This is a genomic window from Acidicapsa dinghuensis, assembly GCF_025685685.1.
GTDB classification, from domain to species: Bacteria; Acidobacteriota; Terriglobia; order Terriglobales; family Acidobacteriaceae; genus Acidicapsa; species Acidicapsa dinghuensis.
Genome location: NZ_JAGSYH010000005.1, coordinates 82,232 through 98,958 on the forward strand (window position 1 = coordinate 82,232; position 16,727 = coordinate 98,958).

13 protein-coding genes are annotated in these 16,727 nt (G+C 56.9%); 9 read left to right on the forward strand and 4 right to left on the reverse strand.

From position 1 onward, the window contains the following. Nucleotides 1–253 precede the first annotated feature (253 nt). Both OHL22_RS15245 and OHL22_RS15250 read left to right on the forward strand, forming a co-directional pair. Complete coding sequence (locus OHL22_RS15245; RefSeq protein WP_263339087.1) at nucleotides 254–1,927, forward strand: neprosin family prolyl endopeptidase; 1,674 nt, start codon at nucleotides 254–256, stop codon at nucleotides 1,925–1,927. Between the two features lie 215 nt (nucleotides 1,928–2,142). Next, nucleotides 2,143–2,391, forward strand: a complete 249-nt coding sequence (locus OHL22_RS15250) for a CPCC family cysteine-rich protein (RefSeq protein ID WP_263339089.1) — start codon at nucleotides 2,143–2,145, stop codon at nucleotides 2,389–2,391. A 12-nt stretch (nucleotides 2,392–2,403) separates the two neighbouring features. Here the strand turns inward: OHL22_RS15250 and OHL22_RS15255 are convergent, their stop codons facing one another. Further along, entirely contained in the window at nucleotides 2,404–2,805 is a 402-nt protein-coding gene (locus OHL22_RS15255; RefSeq protein WP_263339092.1) for a (R)-mandelonitrile lyase, read from the reverse strand. A gap of 241 nt (nucleotides 2,806–3,046) precedes the next feature. Here OHL22_RS15255 and tig point away from each other — a divergent pair, with 241 nt between their 5' ends. The 3 genes from tig (at nucleotide 3,047) to clpX (ending at nucleotide 6,600) form a co-directional block, all read left to right on the forward strand. Then, the gene (tig, locus tag OHL22_RS15260) at nucleotides 3,047–4,477 is read left to right on the forward strand and encodes a trigger factor (RefSeq protein ID WP_263339095.1); all 1,431 of its coding nucleotides are present in this window, start codon (nucleotides 3,047–3,049) and stop codon (nucleotides 4,475–4,477) included. A 214-nt stretch (nucleotides 4,478–4,691) separates the two neighbouring features. Then, on the forward strand, nucleotides 4,692–5,282 hold the full coding sequence (gene clpP, locus OHL22_RS15265; protein WP_263339097.1) for an ATP-dependent Clp endopeptidase proteolytic subunit ClpP: 591 nt from the start codon (nucleotides 4,692–4,694) through the stop codon (nucleotides 5,280–5,282). Nucleotides 5,283–5,322: 40 nt separating this feature from the next. Beyond that, nucleotides 5,323–6,600: an ATP-dependent Clp protease ATP-binding subunit ClpX gene (gene clpX, locus OHL22_RS15270; RefSeq protein ID WP_263339099.1), complete on the forward strand. Its 1,278-nt coding sequence runs from the start codon at nucleotides 5,323–5,325 to the stop codon at nucleotides 6,598–6,600. Nucleotides 6,601–6,714: 114 nt separating this feature from the next. Here the strand turns inward: clpX and OHL22_RS15275 are convergent, their stop codons facing one another. After that, entirely contained in the window at nucleotides 6,715–7,719 is a 1,005-nt protein-coding gene (locus OHL22_RS15275) for an acyl-CoA desaturase (RefSeq protein WP_377819512.1), read from the reverse strand. Between the two features lie 186 nt (nucleotides 7,720–7,905). After that, on the reverse strand, nucleotides 7,906–8,958 hold the full coding sequence (locus OHL22_RS15280; RefSeq protein WP_263339101.1) for an aldo/keto reductase: 1,053 nt from the start codon (nucleotides 8,956–8,958) through the stop codon (nucleotides 7,906–7,908). A 264-nt stretch (nucleotides 8,959–9,222) separates the two neighbouring features. On the opposite strand from OHL22_RS15280, the gene OHL22_RS15285 reads away from it, so the two are divergent. From OHL22_RS15285 to aspS, 3 genes are all read left to right on the forward strand, one after another. Beyond that, on the forward strand, nucleotides 9,223–9,873 hold the full coding sequence (locus OHL22_RS15285) for a YopT-type cysteine protease domain-containing protein (protein ID WP_263339103.1): 651 nt from the start codon (nucleotides 9,223–9,225) through the stop codon (nucleotides 9,871–9,873). A 116-nt stretch (nucleotides 9,874–9,989) separates the two neighbouring features. After that, complete coding sequence (gene hisS / locus OHL22_RS15290; protein WP_263339105.1) at nucleotides 9,990–11,297, forward strand: histidine--tRNA ligase; 1,308 nt, start codon at nucleotides 9,990–9,992, stop codon at nucleotides 11,295–11,297. A gap of 12 nt (nucleotides 11,298–11,309) precedes the next feature. After that, on the forward strand, nucleotides 11,310–13,208 hold the full coding sequence (gene aspS / locus OHL22_RS15295) for an aspartate--tRNA ligase (RefSeq protein WP_263339108.1): 1,899 nt from the start codon (nucleotides 11,310–11,312) through the stop codon (nucleotides 13,206–13,208). Nucleotides 13,209–13,416: 208 nt separating this feature from the next. On the opposite strand, the gene OHL22_RS15300 is transcribed toward aspS, so the two are convergent. Beyond that, complete coding sequence (locus OHL22_RS15300) at nucleotides 13,417–16,026, reverse strand: M1 family metallopeptidase (RefSeq protein WP_263339110.1); 2,610 nt, start codon at nucleotides 16,024–16,026, stop codon at nucleotides 13,417–13,419. 133 nt (nucleotides 16,027–16,159) lie between these two features. Between OHL22_RS15300 and OHL22_RS15305 the strand changes: the two genes are divergently transcribed. Further along, entirely contained in the window at nucleotides 16,160–16,678 is a 519-nt protein-coding gene (locus OHL22_RS15305) for a gamma carbonic anhydrase family protein (RefSeq protein WP_263339112.1), read from the forward strand. The last annotated feature ends 49 nt before the right edge of the window (nucleotides 16,679–16,727 follow it).

Here is a 16,727-nt window from a genome sequence, read left to right on the forward strand (position 1 = left end):
ATCAGGCTCCGCGTGCATTGCATGCGGAGCCTGACTTCTTGGGGCGATAGTATCCATTCTGTTCTACTCACAGACCGTCCATCTTACATACGATAAATAATTCCTGAAACTTACATCACTGCTCTCTTGCAACGCTGTGCAGGGCAGGAGCACTATACCTGCGCTGGGCTGAAGCAGACCTACCGTATTCGCTCGCTGAATTCGATAGAGAAACAGCCATGTTCCCCACCGAAACGATCTGAGGAGCACTTCCATGGCATCTGACCAAACCAAATTGAATCCAGAGCTTGTTCAGTGGCTCAACGCGCGCCAAAGCACAATGAAGATTGTCAAGACAACCACGACACCCAGCGGACAAACCATTGACTGGGTGCCAATCGAAAGCCAGCATCCAACGGGTAAGATCGCCACTGCTCCTCCCGCTGCGCTTGCTCATGCCAATGCCAAAGAAGTTCCTCACCTCGCGGAAGCGGTGCGTAAACCTGTCGCCGGCGCTGTAACCAGTGTGCTCCGCGCTCCTGTTGAAGTTATCGATCAACGTAAGATTCACGCGGTTACATTTGAGCTGGACGACCCCAAGATCGAGAAGGGTCCTGCGGGCACGGTGCCGATTCTGCGCCCCAATCTCGCACACCTGACTCGTACCATCGCCCTTAAGGATTTCCATCGTAAGGTAGGTGGCATCAAGGTGAATCGCGCCCGACCGAAGCCCGGCCCCGCCGATCCCGATCCTGCTGGCTACTTCCACCAGACCGACAGTCAGAGCGGCAAGTTCTACGGCTGGGATGGCCATCTGAACGTATGGGATCCTGCCATCAACATTCCCTCCGGTGGCAACGGTACTGACCACTCAATCCTTCAGGTGTGGCTCCAAAATTATTCCAAGCCACAGCTACAGTCACTCGAGGGCGGAATCACAATCGACCAGAGCCTCAACGGAGATACGCAGCCGCATGTTTTCACCTACTACACGACCAACGGCTACACATTCGACGGCGACAACAAGGGTGGATACAACCGGCTCTACAAAGGTTATGTGCAGTACAGCAATTCTGTCTTCCCTGGCAGCCGCATCAACGGAACCAGTACGTTTGACGGAACACAATACGAAATCTCGATGAAATTCCAGCTTTATCAGGAGCCCAACTCCACCGACGTCAACTGGTGGGTTGCCGTACAGGGCATCTGGATGGGCTATTATCCGGCTTCTCTTTACAGCGGTGGTCTCGGTATCGACGTCGACTGGGTCGGATCTGGCGGTGAGGTTTTCTCAAGTCTCTCGAATCCCGAAAATACCCACGACCAGATGGGGAGTGGATGGAAGGCCGATGGCGGATGGGCCAAGGCAGCATTCCTACGCCTGCTTCGCACACAATCCGATATGGCCGGCAACATGGCTAACAACAACGGCTCGGCTACGAGCGATGTGGCCAGTTCCGGCGGAGCTGATCCCTACTCAATCCAGATGGACATGAACAGCGGCTCCTCCTGGGGTAGCTACTTTTATGTCGGCGGACCGACCGAGATCCCCAAACCGGCCGAGACGTTCAATCAGATCTCCTTTGACATTGTCACCGGCGGCGATGACCTGCGCGGCGACAGTTCGGCGACTGCCAGCGTCGCATTGCCGGGCGGCACACAGACCTTTACCCTCAAAGCGCAGAACGAATCGGGCTGGGGCAACAATTCCGATCACGTCAAGACATTCAATCTGTCAGGACAAGCCCAACCGCTCACTGCCTTTGGAAATGTCGGCATCACACTTACCTCCCACAACGGCTTCCTTGAGACCGACGACAACTGGAATATCCAGGCTGTCACCATCACCCTCAAGGGCCCACAAGGATCGGCAACTTTGCTTTCGAAAAGCGGCAACCCGTTGGCACGGCTCACTGGATCCAGCCCAACGGTGACGCTGCACGCCTAAAATTTTCTACAAGATCGCATCCTGGCGACAGGGCGATGACGAGCGCGGTGGGCGCTTCAACCGGATATGCGCAGATATCCGGCCAAATCGTCCACCGTTTGCTCTGAATTCCGCGAGATCGACGCTAATCTTGACTGTGGCTCTCCTCACTGCCGCAGTTTCTCAGGCATTGGTCTGTAAGCGTTCGTGCTCTTCATCCCGTCTCTCCAGAGAGCATGAGCGAAGCCTTTTACCGCTGCCCCTGCTGTGGAGCACGCACTCTCCGGCAACCCGAATCTCTCGAACTCTGCCCTGTCTGCTGGTGGGAAGATGACGGCCAGGATTCGGATAACGACTCAGAAGTCCGGCTCACCGTGAATGGCGAACTCAGCCTTCGCGAAGCCCGGAGAAATTACGCGCTCTGTGGCGCTGCCCATCCCAGCTTTGTCCGCTACGTCCGCAAGGTGCTACCCAAGGAAATCTGATTTCGACGATCCTCAAATCGGACGCTGGTACTGCTGGTCCGTCACGTGCTCCATCCACTCCACCACCTTGCCATCCAATTGCTCCTGGATAGCGATATGGGTCATTCCCGTAGTCGGCGTTGCTCCATGCCAGTGCTTTTCGCCCGGCGCAAACCACACAACGTCTCCCGCTCGAATCTCCTCAACAGGTCCGCCCTCTTTCTGAGCCCAGCCGCAGCCCGCCGTCACAATTAGAGTCTGCCCCAGCGGATGCGTATGCCACGCCGTCCGTGCTCCGGGCTCAAATGTTACGCTCGCACCAGCCACGAGCGCCGGATCCGGCGCTTGAAACAGTGGATCGATCCGCACATTCCCCGTAAACCAAGCGGTCGGCCCCACTCCCGAAGCCTGCGAGCCTATACGTTTAATCTCCATTACTTTGCCCTCTCAATCGATACTTCCCGCTCGCGGTTCCTCGCGTCAATGCCATCCAGCGTGCTTTTAATCGGCACCCTGGTTTGACCACCCCTCCGAACCCTCTTACCATGAAAAGGTACGCCCATTTGCCCGCAGTTCTCGTCAGGCACACGGCACGCTCCGGAGCAATCTCCGTTGGCACCTGCCTTGCCGCCCGCGTCCCAAAAGCAATTGAGGCATCACTTTGGAAGGCACACCATTGAGTTCTGCAGACACCCTCGAAAACACCTCCGCAGCCGGGCTTGAAAACACCGGCGAAGCCCACGACCACAATCACGATCATGACCATGAAGGGCACGATCACGCGCATGACCATGATCACTCAGGCCACCAGCACGGGCCGGTCCTGAACCCAGACTGCGTTCGCGAGGTCAAGATCGAAGCCACCGCCGAAGAAGTCGACAAAGCTTTCTCGCGTGTTGTGCGCGAATACAAAAAGTACGCCAAGATCCCCGGCTTCCGTCCCGGCAAAGTTCCCGAGCAGGTTGTGCGCCGTCGCTTTGCAGAGCAAATCCGTAAAGACGTCGTTGAATCCCTGCTCCCCGAGCGCTTCCGCGCTGCCATCGAGGCCGCCGGAGTAGCGCCTGTTTCCCAGCCGAACCTCACCAATCTCACTCTGGAAGAAGGCAAAGCGCTCGACGGTACGGCAATTTTCGAAGTGATTCCGCCGTTCTCGATCGACGGCTATCAGGACGTAACCGTCCCCAAGTCAGCCGTTGAAACCAGCGGAGAAGCCTTCGAAGCCGGCGTCCAGAGCGAACTTCAGCAGCTTCGCGAATCCCGCGCTACCATCGAGCCGGTCGAAGAGGACCGCGCCATCGTAGACGGCGACTGGGTTCAGATCAGTTACAGCGGCATTCTGCAGGGCGAAGAAGGCGAACCAGCACCTCCGATCACCGGCCAGGATTCCCTCGTCGAAATTAGCGGTTCGGAGACGCTTCCTGCCTTTACTGAAGCCCTGCGAGGTTCCAAGCCAGGCCAGGAGCTCAAGGTCGAAGTCACCTATCCGGATGACTACACGGAAGCTAAGCTCGCTGGAAAGACTGTCGCGTACAATCTCGAAGTCAAGGCCATAAAGAAGCGTAATCTGCCGGTGCTCGACGATGAATTCGCCAAGGAGCTCGGCGATTACGAGAATCTGGCCGCTCTCGAAACCCGAATTCGGGAGAACCATACTGCCCGTAAGGAACGCGAAGCCGAGCAGCAGGGCCGGGAAGCTCTTTTTGCGGCTCTCAATGAGAAGTTCAACTTCCCCATTCCCGAGTCTCTCGTGCAGCAGCAGGTCGATGCCCGGCTTGAGCGCGGTCTCCGCGCCCTCGCTCAGCAAGGCATGAGCGCCGATATGATGCGTAAACTCGACTTCACTCGTTTGCGTGACGCCCAGCGCGACTCGGCGCTCAGCGAAGTCAAGACCTCTCTCCTGCTGGATCGCATTGCTGATGCAGAGAACGTGACTGTAAGCGATGAAGAACTCGACCGCGAGCTCTATATGGCGTCTTTGCAGTCTCGTGAACCGGTCGAAACTGTCCGGGCCCGTTTGACGGAAGACGGCAGCCTCGCTAGAATCCGGGAACAATTGCGCCGTGAGAAGACAGCCAGCGTGCTTTACCAGCGGCTGCCCGCGGCATAACCGTCCGTAGCAGAGCCAGCAAGATTTTTCCGCGATTCGGGCCGATAACTATAGTTAAGGAAAACGCTATGGGGCCCGGAATCACTACACCTCAACGAACTGACCCAGTGCATGCAAGTCGGCTCTCCGGGCTCGTTACCGAAAAGTAGGCCTCCGGCGAGAATCACTTACCCCGGTCCAAATGGACTCGTCGCAAAAGTGAGAGAATAAGAGAATGGCATTAGTCCCAATGGTGGTCGAGCAGACGAGCCGTGGCGAACGCGCCTACGACATCTATTCGCGTCTGCTCCGCGATAACATCATCTTCCTCGGTACGCCCATCGACGATCAGATCGCCAACCTCGTAGTCGCCCAGATGCTTTTCCTCTCCGGCGAAGACCCGGAGAAGGATATCCAGTTGTACATCAACTCTCCGGGCGGTTCCATTACCGCAGGGCTGGCCATATACGATACGATGCAATTCATACGCAACAATGTCGTCACGTATTGCATCGGGCAAGCAGCCAGCATGGGTGCTTTTCTGTTGCTTTCAGGAACCAAGGGCAAGCGGTTCGCTCTGCCCAATTCGCGAATCCTTATTCACCAGCCCTCAATGGGCGGCCTGAGCGGACAGGCGACGGACATCGACATTCATGCCCGTGAAATTCTCCGCATTCGCGAAATTACTAACCGGCTCATGGCCAAACACACCGGCCAGACTCTTGATCAGATCGAAAGGGATGTTGAGCGCGACTTTATTATGAATGCTCAGCAGGCCAAAGAATATGGCATCATCGATGAAATTATCGACAGGCCAAGAACTTAGTTAAGAAAGCAGTACCGCTCTCTCGGGAGGAAGCAGTTCCATGAAAACACGCACGGGACCTGAAGACACACTACGGTGCTCGTTCTGCCATAAGTCGCAGGATGCAGTTGCCAAGCTGATTTCGTCACCCAGTGACTACCCCCGTGCCTACATCTGTGATGAGTGCGTCGGCGTCTGCAACTCGATCCTCGAAGACGACCGCAGCGAAGCCCATCCGGCTGCTTCTCCTGCCCATCTTCCTAAACCTCAGGATGTCAAAGCCTTCCTGGACGAGTACGTTATCGGACAGGAAACCACCAAGAAAAAGCTCGCCGTTGCGGTCTACAACCACTACAAGCGGATTCAAATGAATCACACCCGCAACAATGAGGTCGAGCTCTCCAAATCCAATATTCTCCTCATCGGCCCCACTGGCTCCGGCAAAACCCTCCTCGCACATACCCTGGCCAAGATGCTCGATGTTCCCTTCGCCATTGTGGACGCGACTACCCTCACCGAAGCCGGCTACGTAGGTGAAGACGTAGAAAACATCATTCTCAAGCTTCTCCAGGCTGCCGACGGCGATGTGAATCGCGCCCAGACCGGCATCATTTATATCGACGAAATCGATAAGATTGGACGCAAGGACGAGAATCCTTCCATCACCCGCGATGTTTCCGGTGAAGGGGTACAGCAGGCTCTCCTCAAGATTCTCGAAGGCACTGTCGCCAACGTTCCTCCGCAAGGCGGTCGCAAGCATCCGCACCAGGAATTCACCGCCGTCGATACCACCAATATTCTCTTTATCTGCGGCGGAGCCTTCGTAGGCATCGAGAAGATTGTAGGCCGTCGCGTCGGTAAGAAGACTCTCGGCTTCAAGGTCGATAGCGAGGGCGAGAACACCGTAGCCATTCGCCCGCAGCGCGATACTGAGCTTCTCCGTCAGACCGAGCCGCAAGACCTGATCAAGTTCGGCCTCATCCCCGAGTTCGTCGGCCGTCTTCCCGTAATGGGCGTTCTGGATGAGCTTGATGAAGCCGCGCTGATCGAAATCCTAACCAAGCCGCGCAATGCGATTCTTAAGCAGTATCAGCGCCTCTTCGAGTACGAAAATGTCCACCTGCACTTCACGCAGGATGCTGTCGGCGCTATCGCCCGCGAAGCCCTGCACCGCAAGGTCGGTGCCCGCGGCCTGCGCATGATCCTCGAAGAGCTCATGCTCGACTTGATGTATCACCTGCCAAGCAGCAAGCGAGTTCGCGACCTCGAAATCACCAAGGACATGGTCGAGCGCCGCGATCTTTCGCTCTCGCTTTCCATGCTCGAGAAAGCTGGTTGATCTCCGGACCGGTGTTTATCCGGATCGAAGTTTCCCAAAATTTACCCTAGACAAGAAATGCTCCCTTTTGAGGAGCATTTCTTATTTCATTGGCTTTAGTTTTTGCTTGGAATCTCAGTGTCCGGTGCCAGCAGGCTTGGGATTAGCCTTGTCGTAGCGGGCGACCTGAATTTTGCGGGCAAGACCGACCTTTGACAGGAACCAAATGATGTAGAAATTGGGATCGAACTCGTACCAGGTTAGACCATGACGAGCGCTGACCGGATGAGCGTGGTGGTTATTATGCCAACCTTCACCGCCGGTGACGAGCGCTACCCACAAGCTGTTCCGGGAGTCGTCGCGGGTTTCGAAGCGGCGGCTGCCCCAGAGGTGAGTGGCGGAGTTTACCAGCCAAGTCGCGTGGAGGCCCAAGGTCACGCGGAGGAATATCCCCCAAAGGACCATCTTCACGCCGCCCATGATGCCATGGTCAAGCCAGGAACCGAGGCCAAGCAGCAGCAGGCCGACGGAAACCAGCGAAACCCAATGATATTTGCTCATCCAGACGTGGAAGCGGTCCCGAATCAGGTCGGGCACGTAGCGGCCAAGCTCTTTAGTTTTGGCGTGCATGGACTTGCCCAGCACCAACCAGCCGATGTGCGCCCACCAAGGGCCCTCTTTCGGAGTGTGTGGGTCACCGGCGTGATCACTGTGCTGATGATGAACGCGGTGGACAGCGACCCAGAAGATAGGCCCACCCTCGAGCGAGAGAGTAGCGCAGAAGGTGAGAATGTACTCAACCCACTTCGGAGTCTGGAAGCCGCGGTGCGTCAATAGTCGGTGATAGCAGACTCCGATGCCACAGTTAATGGCCAGGAACCAGAGCACGGCTGCTACCGCCAGGCGACTCCAGCTAAAGCAGAAGAACGCCGCAATGGCCCCGATGTGAAAGGCGGCGATGAAAAGTGCCGTGATCCAGTTAATGCTGCCGTCATTGTGCGCGCGGCCCATCTGGAGGTCATCCCGAACGGCTGTTTGGGATGACTTGCGGCCGAGCGACTGAGCTGGACTGGCCACAGCAGTGGGAGCAGCTACAGCAGAGGCGGGATCTTGCAGAAGGTTCGTTGAAGCAGGAGACATCCGTTGGTAAAACCTTTCGGGGGGATACGGACTTCGATCGGGCGGACCGGTATACAGATTGTATCGTCCGATTAGGGTATTTCGCCGCAAGGAAATGCGTCATTTGACACAAGTTGCATGCGAAACGCGGGAATTGTTGGCCGAATGGAAAACCCGGAGCCGTCGCCAGCCCCGGGTTAATCATCTTTAGACTCCCGCCACGGGAGTGGTAAGAGGCACAGGCGGAGGATTGCGTTCGGTGAACTGACGCTGATGCCAATAGGGATAGACCGGCTGCTGATCGCTCGCCCTATTCAGCTTGGCAACCTGTTCAGCCGTGAGGTTCCATCCCTCCGCGGCCAGATTCTGCCGAAGCTGCTCCTCATTGCGCGCTCCCATGATGATCGACGAAACCGTCGGCCTCTGAATCAGCCAGTTCAACGCAACCTGGGGAACAGTCTTGCCGGTCTCGGCGGCAACCTCATCGAGAGCATCGACAACAGTGTAGAGATACTCGTCATCCATCTGTGGCCCTTCGGCCGAAGCTTTGTGGAGGCGGCTGCCCTCCGGCAACGGCTTTCCACGGCGGATCTTCCCGGTTAGACGTCCCCACCCAAGCGGGCTCCAGATGAGGGCGCCTACCTTCTGATCAAGCCCCAGCGGCATAAGCTCCCACTCGTATTCGCGGCCCACCAGTGAGTAGTAAACCTGGTGAGCGACATAGCGCGCCCAGCCATACCGGTCTGAGACAGCAAGGGACTTCATCAGATGCCAGCCGGAGAAGTTGGAACAGGCGATGTAGCGCACCTTGCCTTCGCGGACAAACTTATCCAGCGTATTCAGAGTCTCTTCAATCGGCGTGAGCGCGTCGAATCCGTGCAGATGGTAGATATCAACATAATCGGTCTTGAGGCGGCGTAGGCTCGCTTCGAGCGCAGCCGTCAGGTGGTAGCGCGAGGAGCCCTTGTCGTTCGGCCCATCGCCCATGCTGAAGGTGGCCTTGGTTGAGATAAGAGCCTTGTCGCGCTTGCCTTCGAGGGCTGCGCCGAGGATTTCTTCGGAAAGTCCGTAGGAGTAGATGTCAGCCGTGTCGAAGAGATTAACGCCGTGGTCAAAGCAGATGTCGATGAGGCGGCGAGCTTCTGCCACGTCGGTTTCGCCCCAGGCTTTGAAAAACTCATTGCCACCGCCAAAAGTGCCGGTGCCAAAAGAAAGGACGGGAACTTTGAGGCCTGAGCCTCCGAGAAGACGGTATTCCATGGGCGTTTCGATGCTCCTCTAATGATGTCGATGCAAGTTTGCAGGATTGATGTCTTACCAGATGCGACAGAGATCATGAGCGCAATGTTTCATCTTTGCAGACCGCAAAAAGTCTACCGGAAAACTGCGGTACTTCGGATTCCGGATAGCCAAGAATTTACGGCAAACGCGGCGATTCGGGTGTACATTCGGTTTCGTAAACATATTGCATGTCAGTATTTCGCTCAAATATCTTGAGAACTTTCTAACTATTGGGGGATCACTATGCCGAACAACTTTGTTCAGTCGGCCATCAACTGGGGTGGCAGCGGAGATGAGTTCAATCAATCGATTGCGATCCAGGCCGCAGGATGGGGCAGCAAGAATCCTAAGAACCGCGGCGGTGCTTGGACAGGCGGAAATGGTCTTGAAGGCGGAGTCTGTCAGGGACTGGTACTGCTCTACATCGGTTCAAATGGTAATTGGCAGAACTTTCTTACCCGTTTCACGTCTCCTTCTGGCATGGCGATGGTTCGGGGCGCGATGAACCTGAGCAAGGAAGCCGACCGCACGGGTGCGTTTGGGACCGGCGCGCAGATGTGGAATAACTTCGTCGATCACCTGTCGTTGTTCGGAAAAGCGTTTGGTGCCAGCTACTCGGGACAAAGGCGCTTTGCAGAGAACGATATGGCTGCTGAGGGAGTCGAGGGCTTTGTCCCCCTCACCGACGGCATCTATCATCTCCTGATCTATTTTTCCGGAGGAGGTCATTCAATCGCCTACCAGAGCCGAGGCGGCAGTTTTAAGATCTTCGATCCGAATTACGGAGAAGTGCAATTACCGGACAAAGCGGCCTTGCTAGCTGTAAACCAGTGGTTGTTGGGCAACTTCTATGCCGGTATATCGCGCTGGATATTGATGCGGTATATCCTGTAGCGCGAAGATTTGGCTGTTGGCAGCGGGGCCGATTCTGACTTGACGATACCCTGCCTTGCCGACTGAAGGTCAGACCAGGCAGCCACGGCCCTCTGCTCCATTAAACTAAATAAGTTATGACCACATTGAAAGCAGTGCGGGGCACGCGCGATCTCCTGCCCCCGGAAACGGAACTCTGGAACCGGATCGATACAGTAGCGCGAAGCGTCTTCGCCCGTTACAACTTCGGCGAAATTCGTACGCCGATATTCGAAGATACCGCCCTCTTTGCCCGCGGAGTCGGTGAAGAAACCGACATCGTCTCGAAAGAGATGTATACCTGGGACGATAAGGCTCGGGCGCAAAGCGAAAAGGGTCAGAGTCTGACGCTTAGACCTGAAAATACGGCGGGCGTGGTACGTGCCTACATCGAGCACAAGCTAGGCGAGACAGGGCAGCTACAGAAGCTCTATTACATAGGGCCACAGTTCCGACGCGAACGGCCGATGAAAGGTAGATTCCGGCAGTTTTACCAGATCGGCGCAGAAGTCATCGGACCGGCATCATCTGGCTCCGAGTCTCCCCTGCGTGATGCGGAAGTGTTGGAAATGCTCGCAACCCTCCTCGATGAGCTGGGCATCACCGGCTGGGTACTCAAGATCAACTCCGTAGGCTCAGCAAGCGACCGTCCCCGCTACATCGAAGCACTGCGCGAAGCTCTGAAGCCTGTCGTAGGTCAGATGTGCGAGGACTGCCAGCGGCGCGCGGTGACCAATCCCCTCCGCGTGCTCGACTGCAAAGTCCCGCACGATCAGCCCTACATCGACGCCCTGCCCAAAATCGCCGATCACCTCGACGAGAGCTCAAAGGCGCACTTCGCCGCCGTCTGCACCGCGCTCGACGCCTGCGGCGTGCCCTATGTTCGCGATCACCGCCTCGTGCGCGGCCTCGACTACTACACCCGCACCACCTTTGAATTCACCCACGACGCCGGCCTCGGCACACAAAACGCACTGCTCGGCGGAGGCCGCTATGACGGCCTCAGCGAAGCCATCGGCGGCCCTAAGGCTCCCGGAATCGGCTTCGCCATGGGCGAAGACCGGCTGGTCCTCACCCTGCAGGCTCAGAAGTCCGCAAAGGCACAACTGGCAGACGCCTACATCGCTCCCCTTGGCGAAGCGCAGAACGCCGCAGCACTGGAACTGGCTCGCGAGCTGCGTCGCGCCACACCTGATCGGCCCGGCCTGAAAATCGAGCTCGGTGATGGAACCTTCCGCCTGAAAAAGTCGTTTGAAGCAGCAGACAAAGTAGCGCGCAAGATCGTGCTGCTGGGCGAGGATGAGGTCAACTCCGGTATTCTGACGGTCAAGGACTTCTCCACCGGAACACAGTCCAAGATCGCGCGCAGCGAACTGACAGCGCATCTGGCTTCTTCAAACAAATAAAGGACATTCGCAGTGTTGGATTTTATTGGCAAGCTGGAACGGACGCATCTCTGCGGCGAATTGCGTGCCTCGGATGCAGGCAAACAGGTAGTGCTTATGGGCTGGGTCAACCGCCGCCGCGATCACGGCAATCTGATCTTTCTTGACGTGCGCGACCGCAGCGGTATCGCCCAGGTGGTTCTCGATCGCGACCTGACCCCCGATGGTCATGCAAAAGGCGAAGCCGTCCGCCCCGAATACGTCGTTGCCGCCATAGGCAAGGTCCGTCTGCGCGATGCCGCAGCTATCAATCCCAAGATGGTCACAGGCGAGATCGAGATCGAAGCCAAAGAGCTGCTGGTCCTCAACGATGCGCGGCTCGCACCCTTCTCGCCCTCCGAAGAGGCCATCGCCAACGAAGAAGTTCGTCTGAAGTATCGCTACGTCGATCTGCGCCGCACAGAGATGCAGCACAACTTCGCCGTCCGCCATCGCATCACGCTGGCCATTCGCGAGAGCCTCAGCGAACAGGGCTTTCTCGAAATCGAAACCCCCATCCTCACCAAGTCCACGCCCGAGGGCGCGCGCGACTTTCTCGTACCCAGCCGCATCCATGCGGGTGAGTTCTATGCGCTGCCGCAGTCGCCGCAGATCTTCAAGCAGATCTTGATGATCTCCGGCTTCGATCGCTACTTCCAAATCGCCCGCTGCTTCCGTGACGAAGATCTTCGCGCCGACCGCCAGCTTGAGTTCACCCAGGTCGATCTCGAAATGAGCTTTCCACAGCAGGAAACAGTCTTCGGCGTCGTCGAGAAGTTCCTCGTCGCCGGTTTCGCCGCTGCCGGAGTCTCCATCAGAGCCCCCTTCCCGCGCATCACCTACGACGAGTCGATGAAGCAATTCGGCAGCGACAAGCCCGACCTGCGTCTTCCCGGCCTCACCGACGTCCGCGAGGCCTTCACCGACGAGCAACTCGCCACACTCCAGATCGATCCTGCACTGCCGGTTGTGGCCCTTCGCATTCCCAATGTCGGCGAGCTCAGCCGCAAAGAACGCGAAGACAATCATCCCCTCTTCGATCTGAAAAAAGGCGCGAAATTCATCGACGACTTCAAGCGTCTCGCTAAAGGATTCCCCGAATCCGCAGCAAAGGTGCGCGAGCTCACTGGTGCCGCCGAAGCCGACTTCGTCATCATCGTCGCCGGCGACCCAGCGCATCACATCAAGGCCAGCGACACCAAGTTCCCAGGCCGCCTCTCCGAGCGCGAGATCAATGTACTGGTAACCGCTGGCAGCTTCCGCAGCGAACTCGCCAAGAAGTACGCAGCCCGCCACGGCGCCTTCGGTGTAACAGAAAAAGTCGTAGCCGAAGCCGGTGCGCTCACCGTCGCAGAGGGCGGCTCGAAAGCATCAATCTCGGTCGACGGCTCCGAAGCTTTTCAGCCTATCTGGGTAACCGACTTCCCCATGTTCGAGTACGAAGTCGACGCGCAGAAGTGGGTTCCCGCGCATCATCCTTTCACCGCGCCATTCGAGCATGACATGCCCAACCTCGTCAGCGACCCAGCCAGCGTTCGCGCCAACTGCTACGACCTCGCGATGAACGGCCTCGAGTTGGGCTCAGGCTCGATTCGAATTCACCGCAAAGACGTGCAGCAACAGATCTTCGCAGCTCTCGGCATCTCAGAAGAAGAAGCGCGTGCACGTTTCGGCTTCTTCCTCGACGCACTCGAATACGGCACGCCTCCGCACGGCGGCATCGCGCTCGGCCTCGACCGCATCGCCATGCTGCTCGCCGGTGCGCCAAGCCTGCGCGAAGTAATTGCCTTCCCGAAAACCGCCAAAGCCATCGACCTCATGGTCGACGCGCCAACTTCAGTAGCCGAGCAACAACTCCGCGAACTCCATCTCAGAGTGGCGTTGAAAAGCTAGAGCATTTTCGAATCAAGTATCGACAATGCTTCGGGTGCCCATCCTTTGTGCGCCCTTTGCACAAAGGGTGGGAGACCACGACTCTCCCCGTTTACTGTTCCTGGCTACATCGAAAACGCCTTAAACAACGCAACGATTTGAAAGCATAAAAGAAGGGCTGCCAGGATTTGTGAACCCGGCAGCCCTTTTGTTTTGCCTAGATTTTTGTTCAGTTAAGGCTGCTCAGCCACGACTGAAAATTAGCCTGTTGTGTCTGCCGCAGCGTCATGCAGTCTTGAATGTGATCCTTCGCTCGCGCAAGAGCCCGCGCACTCGCAGCAACTTTATGTGTAGCAAAGAACTTCGTCACCTCGTCGCTCCGCTGTGCAGAACAGAACCCACCGGCCGCTCCAACAAGCTCCGCCCCAGCAAATGTAGTGAACTGTGCGCTGACCTTGGACCAGTTGTCTTGAATGTATTGCCACGCCAGATCCTGCGTATCCCGTCGTACAAGCTCCACCGAAATAAAGCCTGCCGCGTCCTGATTGCGCACCTTGCCCGAAACAGCAAAGTCCAGCGCCCGCCGCTCCAGATCAGGATCGCGAAATCGCTCCAGAGCCCGAAGCGCATTCGCCCGCACCTGTGCGCTTTCAGAGTCAGTGCTTAGCTTCACTAACTGATCAAAGAGCGCCGAGTCGCCATTGCGGGCAGCCGCAAACAACGCAGTGTTGGCAAGAGTTGGATCAACAGATCCGGGATCAGCAAGACTGCGCGTCGCGATCGACTTGGCTTCCGCAATCGCTTCAGGATCATCGCCAAGCCCCGCAGCAATGCCAAGTAGCGCAGCACGTAATTCGCGCTTTCCCGCGGAATCGTCGGCCTGCGGAGCACCAAGTGCCTTCCACGCAGGCGCAAACTGCCCCCGTACCCACGCCGAGAACTTCGTGCGCTCTTCCGGTGTAGCCGCAATCTGCGTGTCGATCGTGTCGAGAGCCCCGGCAGCACGCTCAATCACCTCAGCGCTCGCGTCATCATGAACAGCGGAAACAGCCTCAAGATACGAAGCTATCGGCGCGCGTCCCGCGTGAACCGCCGCCCACTGATCGCCGAGAACTGCAATACGCTCTTCCGGCGTAAGACTGGCTTCCATCTTCGCAACGAGATCGTGCTGCGCCTCCGTGGAGTAAAGACTGCGGAAGTACCCGCGGCCAGTCGCATCCGCATAAAGCAGACCATTCGATGGCGTCTTCAGAGACGACTCCGACGGAGTCAGTACCTCACAATGTTCGTTCTCACCAGCTTTAAAACAAACCGGCAGCGTCCAGGCCTGAGCAGTACTCGTCTTCACCGTCGGATCAAGAAAGAAGCGGCTCTGCCGCACCGGAACACTCGATCCACTCGCAGCTCCAAAGGTGAGAAGTGGAACGCCGGGCTGCGAGACAAGAGAGTCCATGATCTTATCCACCGGCTTATGGCTCACCTCGGCTTCCGTATTCCAGAAGTCTTCCGCCGTGGCGTTCCCATACATATGCGCCAACAGATACTTGTGCACCCCCTGGCGGAAAGTCTCCTTGCCGAGATAGTTCTCAACCATGTCGAGCATGCCGCCGGCCTTGCCGTAACTGATGCCATCGAACATCTCGTTGATTTCATCCGGAGTCTCAGCCTTGGCGCGAATCGTACGGGTAGTACGCTGCGCATCCAGGTCAAGCGTCCCCTGCAGATCGTTCGCAATCTCCGCCGTCATATTCCATTCCGGTTTCCACGCGTCGATAGGCTTCGCTTCCATCCAGTTGGCAAAGCCCTCATTCAGCCACGTATTGTCCCACCACGCCAGCGTCACCATATCGCCAAACCACTGATGCGCCATCTCATGCGCAACCACAATACCCACGCGCCGCAGAGCTCCAACAGAAGCATGCTCCGGATCGACAAGAAAATCGGACTCGCGATACGTGATCGCTCCGAAGTTCTCCATCGCCCCCGCCTCGAAATCAGGAATGGCGATCATATCCAGCTTCGGCATTGGATACTTAATGCCGAAGTAGTCGTTGTAGTAGTGCAAAACATATTCAGCAGCAGACAACGCGAACTTTCCATACTGCACCTGATCGGGCGTAGCACACGCACGAATCGGCACTCCATCGCTCTCACCCGCAACACACTGAAAGTCGCCCACCAGAAACGCCAGCAAATAAGTAGACATCTTCGGAGTAGTAGCAAACGTAATCGCGTGCTTGCCTGCTTCGTTAGCCACCGGCTTATCGCTGACGATATTCGTGTTCGAAATCGCAGTGTCGCCCTTGTCCACAACCAGCGTCACAGAAAAAGTCGCCTTCATCGCCGGCTCATCGAAGCTGGGAAAGGCGCGCCGCGCATCCGTCGACTCAAACTGCGTCACTGCATAGTTGCGTTTCGCCGTCTTCGAAAGATAAAACCCGCGCAGCTCGTTGTTGAGCAGCCCTGTATAGCGGATATGCAGCTTCAACGGACCAGCGGGCAGTTGCTGACCGAAATCGAACGTAGCCTGCTGCTTCGTTGCGTCCTCGCTGACCTTAGCCGTGAGAGACTTCCCTGCAACCGTCGTTGTCACGCTGCGAAAATTGATCTCAGCCGCATTGAGTGTGATGGCATTCAGCGGCTCCGCAAGCACCACATCGACGCTCTCATCCCCGGTAAACGTCGCAGCTTGCAAATCAGGCGAGAGCGTCAGCGTGTAATGCTCCGGCCTGACCGTCTTCGGAAGACGCTGAGCCTGCATGCATTGGGTAAAGGCGAAAACAGAGAGGGTAAATGCAAAAAGGCCGCCACACAGACGGCGGGATACGGCAATACGCATAGATTTGGTTATAGCACTTGGCGACGGAGCCATTGTCAGCAGTCCCCGAGCCAAGTGAAGCGGAACGACCGCGCCACAAATTCATCCTTGGCAAACGGCTCCGATAAACTTGTGATTTGGAGCGGAGGAGCAAATGATTCGCAGTTACCAAGGCAAGCGGCCTGTTGTGCCGGATACAAGTTATGTAGATCTTTCAGCACAGGTCATTGGAGACGTCGTCCTGGGCGAGCACTCCAGCGTGTGGATGAACGCGGTGCTGCGTGGTGACGTACACTCGATCCGCGTCGGCTCGAACTCGAATGTGCAGGATTGCGCCGTTCTTCACGGCCAGCGTTATCAGTTCTCAGTAACAGTAGGTGACTGGGTCACCATCGGACACAATGCAGTCGTTCACGGCTGCGTTCTCGAAGACATGGTGCTCATAGGAATGAATGCAACCGTTCTTAACGGAGCCCGCGTCGGCGAAGGCTCCATCATTGCCGCCGGCGCAGTAGTACCTGAAGGAACAATCATTCCTCCGCGAACGCTCTGGGCCGGAGTACCCGCCAAGATGCGACGCCAACTCGACGATAAAGACCAGGAACTGATCCGCATGTATGCGAAGAACTACCTGGATTACACCGAGATCTATCTTCGAGAGACGGGACGCTGAAAATCCGCATAAACCGAACTCGCTTGCAGTGAATCTCGGCAACAAATGA

What these genes read in the sequence shown, in the direction of transcription:
- OHL22_RS15245 (WP_263339087.1), top strand. Translation starts at nt 254, where the DNA reads ATGGCATCTGACCAAACCAAATTGAATCCAGAGCTTGTTCAGTGGCTC.
- OHL22_RS15250 (WP_263339089.1), top strand. Translation starts at nt 2,143, where the DNA reads ATGAGCGAAGCCTTTTACCGCTGCCCCTGCTGTGGAGCACGCACTCTC.
- OHL22_RS15255 (WP_263339092.1), bottom strand. Translation starts at nt 2,805, where the DNA reads ATGGAGATTAAACGTATAGGCTCGCAGGCTTCGGGAGTGGGGCCGACC.
- clpP (WP_263339097.1), top strand. Translation starts at nt 4,692, where the DNA reads ATGGCATTAGTCCCAATGGTGGTCGAGCAGACGAGCCGTGGCGAACGC.
- clpX (WP_263339099.1), top strand. Translation starts at nt 5,323, where the DNA reads ATGAAAACACGCACGGGACCTGAAGACACACTACGGTGCTCGTTCTGC.
- OHL22_RS15275 (WP_377819512.1), bottom strand. Translation starts at nt 7,719, where the DNA reads ATGTCTCCTGCTTCAACGAACCTTCTGCAAGATCCCGCCTCTGCTGTA.
- OHL22_RS15280 (WP_263339101.1), bottom strand. Translation starts at nt 8,958, where the DNA reads ATGGAATACCGTCTTCTCGGAGGCTCAGGCCTCAAAGTTCCCGTCCTT.
- OHL22_RS15285 (WP_263339103.1), top strand. Translation starts at nt 9,223, where the DNA reads ATGCCGAACAACTTTGTTCAGTCGGCCATCAACTGGGGTGGCAGCGGA.
- hisS (WP_263339105.1), top strand. Translation starts at nt 9,990, where the DNA reads ATGACCACATTGAAAGCAGTGCGGGGCACGCGCGATCTCCTGCCCCCG.
- OHL22_RS15300 (WP_263339110.1), bottom strand. Translation starts at nt 16,026, where the DNA reads ATGCGTATTGCCGTATCCCGCCGTCTGTGTGGCGGCCTTTTTGCATTT.
- OHL22_RS15305 (WP_263339112.1), top strand. Translation starts at nt 16,160, where the DNA reads ATGATTCGCAGTTACCAAGGCAAGCGGCCTGTTGTGCCGGATACAAGT.